Annotated in this window: 8 protein-coding genes and 2 pseudogenes; all 10 read right to left on the bottom strand. The window is 36.3% G+C overall.

Annotated elements, in window-relative coordinates; all coding sequences use genetic code 11:
• Positions 1-272, bottom strand: a pseudogene (locus KQI94_RS14855) (transcription elongation factor GreAB); the annotation flags it as partial.
• Entirely contained in the window at positions 273-626 is a 354-nt protein-coding gene (gene mobC, locus KQI94_RS14850) for a plasmid mobilization relaxosome protein MobC (RefSeq protein WP_010784498.1), read from the bottom strand.
• A 367-nt stretch (positions 627-993) separates the two neighbouring features.
• Positions 994-1,266 (bottom strand): LtrD, encoded by a 273-nt coding sequence (locus KQI94_RS14845; protein WP_002367930.1) that lies wholly within the window; start codon positions 1,264-1,266, stop codon positions 994-996.
• A gap of 32 nt (positions 1,267-1,298) precedes the next feature.
• Positions 1,299-3,437, bottom strand: coding sequence for an ArdC-like ssDNA-binding domain-containing protein (locus KQI94_RS14840; RefSeq protein ID WP_198764689.1), 2,139 nt, complete (start codon positions 3,435-3,437; stop codon positions 1,299-1,301).
• Between the two features lie 56 nt (positions 3,438-3,493).
• A complete protein-coding gene (locus KQI94_RS14835) occupies positions 3,494-3,790 on the bottom strand; it encodes a hypothetical protein (protein ID WP_174115911.1) in 297 nt (98 codons plus the stop codon).
• Positions 3,768-4,103: a hypothetical protein gene (locus KQI94_RS14830; protein ID WP_002367926.1), complete on the bottom strand. Its 336-nt coding sequence runs from the start codon at positions 4,101-4,103 to the stop codon at positions 3,768-3,770. The genes KQI94_RS14835 and KQI94_RS14830 overlap by 23 nt, the downstream gene beginning before the upstream one ends.
• Positions 4,104-4,119: 16 nt before the next feature.
• Positions 4,120-5,943, bottom strand: coding sequence for a type IV secretory system conjugative DNA transfer family protein (locus tag KQI94_RS14825; protein ID WP_198764317.1), 1,824 nt, complete (start codon positions 5,941-5,943; stop codon positions 4,120-4,122).
• Entirely contained in the window at positions 5,944-6,426 is a 483-nt protein-coding gene (locus KQI94_RS14820) for a DUF3801 domain-containing protein (protein WP_174091590.1), read from the bottom strand.
• A gap of 281 nt (positions 6,427-6,707) precedes the next feature.
• Positions 6,708-7,166 carry a single-stranded DNA-binding protein gene (ssb, locus tag KQI94_RS14815; RefSeq protein ID WP_174091591.1) on the bottom strand — a complete coding sequence of 153 codons (459 nt, stop codon included), beginning with the start codon at positions 7,164-7,166 and terminating at the stop codon, positions 6,708-6,710.
• Between the two features lie 16 nt (positions 7,167-7,182).
• Positions 7,183-7,457, bottom strand: a pseudogene (locus KQI94_RS14810) (hypothetical protein); the annotation flags it as partial.

The raw sequence follows: 7,457 nt of genomic DNA, 5'->3' as shown, positions 1-7,457 counted from the left end.
AAAATAATATGCGTGCCTTTTCTTCTCGCAAACTTTTCCTTAGTTAACAAGAATTCGTTCGCTGCATCTTCTAAAATAGTGATTCCATGACCAGAAACAAGTTGTTTACTCATTGTTTTATCGTCATTAAAAACATACGGAAATAAATTGTCTAAATGAGAATCTGTTGTTTCATTTTTTGATAGTTGTGTTTTTGTTGCTTGTTCTACATAATCTTTCGCCTGGCTTAAATGTTTCATGGTATGGATCACGAAATGTTTAGTGTAAACCATTTAAACAATCCTTTCCATTTTTATTTCAGTCTCTAACTTTTTAGATACTGTTTGTTTTAGTTCAAATAAAATTGATTGTAATTCTTGAATGTCTTCTTTTGAAATTTCTTCAAACTTATGTGCTAATTTCGCCATCTGATTGATATTCGTTCCAATGCGATTGACTTCACGATTTAATCTTTCTAGCTCTGAATAATCGACCACGGTTATTTCTCCAGTAATTAGCAGAATGCGAGCATAATTTTGGAAATCGTTAAACGGACTTTGTTCTATTCTCTTTCTAATGTACTCAAATTCTTTTTGATTGAAGCGAACTTTTTTTTGAATTGGACGTTCCCGTTTCTCTTTTCCCATTGTTATTCACCTCTTGATAGTTAAAAATAAAATGCTTTTTTTCAAAATTGACAGAAATCCGACATTACTTGCTCCTTCCGACCATCCTAATCTATATATAGTAAAAATCAAAAGAGCAGGGAAGACCCGGCTTCTTCCCTGCACCCATCTTGAAGAAAAACAAACTTTTTCCTCAACCCTCATAAAGCGGGTTTTCACCTTTTGCAAGCGTAGTTAATGGGTACCCATTAACGGTATTTTGAATGACCCCTACCAAAAATACTGGTAGGAGTCGTTCAAATTTTTGGGGTTCCCCCAATCCCCATCGCTGCACTTTGACGTTTATTGACGTTTCGACTTACCATTTTTGACCTTTGTTTTTTCTTTCTTATTGATAAGGAGCTAATAACTCATCCAGAAAGACTAAATACGCGTCATTTCCTTTCAACTTTCGTAAATAAGTAGCTGCTTCTTCGTAAGGAAATAAATCAATTTCTAATTCTTTTTCTTTAAAATCATGAATCAACGTATCCAGTTCTTTTAGCACCGTTCCTTTTGATTTTTCTTTCTTTTTCTGGTGGACTCTTGGTTGGTCACTAAGCGGGTCTGCCAAGAAAAATTGTGTCAAAATAAATTTACTTTCGTCCGTTAATTGGTCCATTTTGTTTTCTCCTTTTCTCTTATTATTTGTTTTTAAAATCGAGTGGGATTTGCTATTTGAGCAGAAATTTTTGGTTCATTTTTTTGCCTTTTTTGCTCGTTAGCTTGTAACTTTCCCACTTCAGTTTCTTTTTTCTTCGCATTCAATAAACGTTCTTCAAATTTATTTTGGGGAAGTTGAATGCCTTTTTCTATGGATAAAGCATGGTCGGCTTTTTCAATTAGAGTGCGCGCCTCTTTCGTGATTGTTTCTAATGATTGCGTAAATTCTTCTAACTTTTCTCCTTGCTTCGTCCAAGAAGAAAGATAACCAAAAGAATACGAGGACGTATCCAGCCCTAAGTGACGGGAGACAATATAGGCAACTGATTCCGCTTCAAATTCTTGTCGAGAATAAACGTCATCTCCAAATATCGCTTGCGAATCTGGGTGAAGCATGGCATGCGTCATTTCATGAAGTAAGACTTTTAAAGTCATCACTTCTCCTAAATGTTGTTGGAGGACAACTTCTTTTTTCGTTGGATCATAATACCCATTCGCACCACTTGCAATAGACGTGACAGTTACTGGAACTGGGCAAATCTCAACTAACGCATTGTAAGTTCTGGTGAATGTTTTACCGTCGCTAAGATTCTCTTCCAGATTATAAACAAGCTGTGGCAACTCTGCGCCTGTCGTTTGTTCTACATCAAAGACAGGCGTTAAAAAATAGCGCGTCTCTTTGACAATTTCTCCATTTTCATCCGTAACTTTTTCCCCATTCTTATCGACTTTATCTTTAAAATAAGGGGCATACACATACAGTGCTTTGCTGCCTTTTTTTACTTGACGATCTAACTTTTTCCACGCATTGTAACCAGCTACACGACGTATATTTGGATTTTGTGCCAACAATAAACGAATATTTTTTGACGAATATTTATGAAATTTTGAAGCAAAATCTAAATAGTTTTTAAACGTATCACTTGTTAAATACCCTTTGATCCCGTCGTTCAAATGCTGCGATAATTTTTGATAATCTTTCTTTTTAATTATCTCTTCCAAGGTGATTTCTGGTTGGCTTTTTTTCTTCATTTGTGTTTTTTCAGACATTTCTTTATTCCTTTCTCTGGATCGTTTTTTTGCTTCTTTTTTCTTTGTTTCATTCTTTGTTTGCTTTAAAATATCGTTCCAATCTGTTTTACTTTTTCCTTCAATTAGTTTAGGTTGGTCAAGAGTAATTGGACACCAGCTATTTGAAAATTGTTGAATAAATTTCTTCCCTGCTTCGTCATTATCTACAGCCAAAACAAGTTGGACTTTTTCCGTTGTTAGTTTCGACTTTTCTAATTGTTCAAGAACGGTTGGTTTTTCTTCCTCTTTGACATAAGAGCCAATTTCATTGGCAATAAGCGTAGATACTGCGCCCTTTTTAAGTCCATTCGCACAAAATAATACCGCATCTCCAATCGTTTCTTTTTTTAATTCGTAATAACTCATGAGATCTATAGGCGCTTCAAAAACAATGATTTTGATTGGCTTTTCTGACGTAGCTTCTGCAATTTTTGGTGGATACCCTACACGAACAGTCAACCCATAATAGCCATTTCCCCAGACACGCTTTAACCGTCCTCGTTCGCCATGTAGCTTCTTATTTTCCCAAATACCTTGTAAGGCAACGCCTTTGATTTTTTCTTCAAGACCAACGTGCTTGAAGACTATTACTGGTTCACTTTGTCCGGTCTCTTTATCTGTATACGTGGATTGTGCCATGAGGTTTTGTTCAAAAAAGAAATCAATCGTTTCTCTTGATAACTTACGTTCCTGAAGCAAGTAATCAATGGTGGCATTTTGTTGTGTATGTTCTTTCATATAATAATGAAAGTTCGTCGGAGTAGGTTCTTTCAACGTTTCAACAGCCCCTGCTTCTACGGTCTGTAAATACTGCAATGCTTCAGCGTACGTACACTCTTTTATCACTTGAACAAGCTTAATACTCCCACCACCAACTTGGCGAGAGTTCCAATAAAAAGCATTCTTTTTAGGAGTTAAAACAAAACTATCGTGCTCTGACCAGGTATAACTTTGTCCCTGTCGTACAAGTGTTATTCCTAAACTTTCTGCGACATCCACAATACTTTTTTGTTCAATTTCCTCTAATATTTTTTGTCGTTGAGTATGTGTTGTAGGCATCTTCTTCACCTCCTGTAAATAATCAATTTTTCTTTTTTCTTTTTTTGATTTGCTTCTTAACTTACTTTTTCAAGCTCTTCTTTCATACGCCTAACCATACGCTGAACGGTTCGAGAATACTTTTCGTTTTCAACAGACAACAAGTAATCTTTCAACATTTCTAAGTAGTCAATGATTAACAGGTCGGTAAGGTTTGGTAAATTTTCCATATAATCTGCTAGTTTGATAAATAGCTCTACATCTATTTGTTTAAATGGTTTGTCATACCCTGGGAAATCCAATTCCCTGATAGCTAGAAAATAATACTTTATAATATTCAACGAAACGACTTCAATTTCTTGTTTTCTCATCATTTACAATCATTCCTTTTTTTAATTCTTCTAGTCTTTCTTCTATAAACGAATCATGGTTTGATTCAATCATTAATCCTTCTGATTTGTTTTTACTTAGCTGTTCTGCTTGATTTTCTGCATAAATCAATAAGTGTATATCAGCTATAGTTAAACTTGGGTCAATGCAACCATCAGCATAAACTAGCTGTTGCCCTCTTCCTTCCGCAATGAATTGTTCTTCAATCTCTGCCACCATGTTTTTAAATTCTTCATTATAAATTTCTTGCACTTCTTCAATCGTAGTAGCCCTCTTTAACTTTTGATGGTACTCCATAAATATTCTCCTTCTTCTAATTCACTTCTGTGCGTTCATCAGCGACAGTCTCATGATCAATAATATCTTCAGCCGCTATTTTGTCTAAAATTTCTTCTTCTGGAGTCATATAACGGTGCCAGGTATACCACTTATCATCAGTCGGTCCTGTTGCTAGTTCATCTGCTCGGTCATGCTGAAAAGCATAGAATTTTTTATCTTTAAAAACATGCTCTTTTGATAGAAAAACCAGGCACTCGTCTCCTCCAATAAGCGCAACTTCACTCCTGTCAATCAAATCGCGCCCGTATTTATCGCGATTTTCAGATCCTCCACCTTGATTTCCTTTATTCATGCTATGTTTCCGAATGGATAACGTTTGTTTCCCTGCACGTGCAGACAGATACTTGGTGGTTTCTTCTTCGTCCCCACCTAGGTATAGTAAACACGCACAGCCATTTAAAATGTTTTGCCACCCATTGCGATAAAGCGTTTGTAATTGGTTCAAAGATTGTAAAACAATGGTAAACGACATTTCTCGCTTACGAAACGTGGTCAACATTTTCTCAAAGTGAGGAATTCGGCCAATATTGGCAAATTCGTCAATTAAGAAGCGGACATGTAGGAGTTCTTTGCCTTCTTCTAGTGCTCGTTTTCCTAAACGTACTTGGTCTGATTTATTTCGCAACACTTCTCCGACTGTCGCAAACATCAACGCCGCAATAAAATTAAACGACGTATTAGTTTCAGGTATCGCAATAAACACCGCTGTTTTTTCTTCATTCCAGGAACCAATATCCATCGTGTCTGTACGAATCATATTGACCACTTCTTCATGGTCAAAAACAGAGTAACGTGCAGCAGCTATCCCTAGAACGCTGGCTCTCGTTTCACTCTCATACAAATTGTTAAACAAGGTCCATTGTCGGTAAGCGTAGTTGTCAGGAATGGCCTCGTTTAACTCCTCAAACCATTCTTCCACTGGGCTAAGTACATTTTTATCTTTTCGTTTTAGGTGGCGTAACATGTCCGCAATCATTCCTAAATGTGGCGTATAATCATTTCTGCGACCGTCAAACCATAAGTACGCAATAAGAGAGCGAACCAATAAACCTTCGGCTTTTATCCAAAAATCGTCCCCGGTCGTTTTTTCCCCTTCTTTTGTTGCTTCGGTGACAGCTTCTAAAACTCGGTCCACGTCTAATTCGGAGTGCATATACTCAAAAACATTGAACGTATCACTATTTGACAACGTATTTAAGTCTAAGACCTTAATCTTGTACTTGCCTTTTTTCAATAAAAGTCCAATCTCTGGCAATATCCCACCGTCTGGGTCTGTTGTGATAAAGCTGGCATGTCGTTGCATAAGATTGGTTTTGATAAAAGCTAACGTTTTGGCCGCTCCAGAGTCACCTAGAATGGCGATATTCTTATTTTTTTGTAGCTTGATTGGTAAACGATCATTAAAGAGACTGATTTTTACATTTTGACTCACAATAATATTATCTTCAGGGATCGGGTCTTCATATTTTTTCATTTCTGCAAGCGTGGCATACCGTGCTGAACCATATTCCTCTCCTTGTCGATAAACCCCTCGATCGTTGTCCCGCACGTAGAATAATAGGGCTAATAGAAAACCTAGCAACCCACTGCCAAATGCCAGTAAACTTGGTGTCAGAAAAAAGAGGAAGAAGTTTTGTTCAACATAGAGTGAGATATTTTCTGTAAATAAGAAATTAGACTTTGAAAAAAAATCTGTTCCTGGCAATAACCAGAAGAAATTTCCTATCCCAAAACCAAGAACAAAAAGTACCACTGCCCCAATTAAATAAGGTTTCAGTTCTTTTTTATACGTTTGCATTTACACCTTCATTCCTTTCCCTTTTGATTGAGTTGGCTGAATCCCTCCTTTGTATCGCTGTTTTGGTAATTGCGCTAAGCGCTCCTCAAATGTTTTTGCATTAGGCTTTCGTAAGATCATTCGAGGGTTCTTCTTAATGCTTGTTATCACGTGCTCTAACGCTTTCTTCGCTAGTTCTGTATCTTTTACACGAAAATATAGGTTTGTACCGTCTGGGTTCTGTTTAAACGCAAAAGGAAGCCCTTGGGCTTCCAATTGTTCTTTTAACTTTGCTAAGTTCACTTTTTCATGTAATTGTGACGAAGTCAGTGGATCTTCTCGATTCATCAGTTTATATAGATTATTCTCTCCTTTTAAGGGGATCAACCTGTCCTTTAAGGCTAAAACACTGTCTGATGAAAGGTGCAGTAGCACTTTCATCACTTTGTCTAAAGTACTTGCGCCCAACACATAGTAGCGATGAACAATCTCTCTTTGTTCCAACTGAAACCCTCCCAAATTGATAAAATTTTATTTTAAAATTAAATATAGAAGTTCATTAATTCTTCTAAAACAATTCGACGAATCTTTGCCTCGATTATCTCATTTTTAAGTTCCTCAAGTTCTATAGATTCTTTTTTTTAATTGTTGATCCAGTTGCTGCTTTGTTTGTTTTAATATTTCTAATTCTTCTTCCGGTATTTGTTTCATTCTAAAAATCTTCCTTTCTACAAAAAAAAGTAAGCAACCTTAACTGTTACTTACTTTTTTCGATTAAATATTTTTTAAAAAGGAAGATCACTATCTGATATATCTATTGAACTAACTCCTGGTTCAAACGGATCGAGGGGGTCTGGTTTAACCGATGGCTGTTTATCAAAAGTCGCTTGATCTGGCTTACTATTTCTACGTTGCTCGTTTACTTCTTTTGATTCCAACAATTGAAAGTTTTCTACAACAATTTCTGTCACATATACGCGTTGCCCTTGTTGATTGTCGTAATTTCTTGTCTGTATACGTCCTGTTAAACCAATTAAGGTACCTTTACGTGCATAACTAGCGAAAGATTCAGCTGCTTTACGCCAAATAACACAATTAATAAAATCTGCTTCTCTATCTCCTTGTTGATTCGTGAAATTACGATTAACTGCTAACGTAAATTGTCCAACTGCTGTTCCACTTTGTGTGTAACGCAGGTCAGGATCTTTTGTTAAGCGGCCGACTAATGTCACATTATTAATCATATCTTTCTCCTATCTTCTAAAGTGTCTTTCCTTTGTTTTTCGCTATTTCAGATTCAGTCATCGATGTACGATTCTTTTGCTTTTCTTTCGCTTCTTCCAAGCGCTCTTCAAATTTATTTTTTTGCTGTGTTTCTGTGTATTCTTTGGCAAAACGCACAAATTCATTTAACGAGTATTGAACGTCTGGCATGTGATCATCGAAGTCATCCGCCATGTAATAATACATCAAATTGGCATCAAATTGTGTTCTTCGAAAATCAGTTGGAATTGTCAAATAAGTAGAAGATTCTC

The sequence above is a fragment of the Enterococcus sp. S183_ASV_20 genome (genome assembly GCF_018919685.1).
In the GTDB taxonomy this organism is placed as follows: domain Bacteria; phylum Bacillota; class Bacilli; order Lactobacillales; family Enterococcaceae; genus Enterococcus; species Enterococcus faecalis.
The sequence above is the reverse complement of the archived record's forward strand: the minus strand, read 5'-3'. Positions and strand labels throughout refer to the sequence as shown.

What these genes read in the sequence shown, in the direction of transcription:
- KQI94_RS14840 (WP_198764689.1), bottom strand. Translation starts at nt 3,437, where the DNA reads ATGCCTACAACACATACTCAACGACAAAAAATATTAGAGGAAATTGAA.
- KQI94_RS14845 (WP_002367930.1), bottom strand. Translation starts at nt 1,266, where the DNA reads ATGGACCAATTAACGGACGAAAGTAAATTTATTTTGACACAATTTTTC.
- mobC (WP_010784498.1), bottom strand. Translation starts at nt 626, where the DNA reads ATGGGAAAAGAGAAACGGGAACGTCCAATTCAAAAAAAAGTTCGCTTC.
- KQI94_RS14835 (WP_174115911.1), bottom strand. Translation starts at nt 3,790, where the DNA reads ATGATGAGAAAACAAGAAATTGAAGTCGTTTCGTTGAATATTATAAAG.
- ssb (WP_174091591.1), bottom strand. Translation starts at nt 7,166, where the DNA reads ATGATTAATAATGTGACATTAGTCGGCCGCTTAACAAAAGATCCTGAC.
- KQI94_RS14825 (WP_198764317.1), bottom strand. Translation starts at nt 5,943, where the DNA reads ATGCAAACGTATAAAAAAGAACTGAAACCTTATTTAATTGGGGCAGTG.
- KQI94_RS14830 (WP_002367926.1), bottom strand. Translation starts at nt 4,103, where the DNA reads ATGGAGTACCATCAAAAGTTAAAGAGGGCTACTACGATTGAAGAAGTG.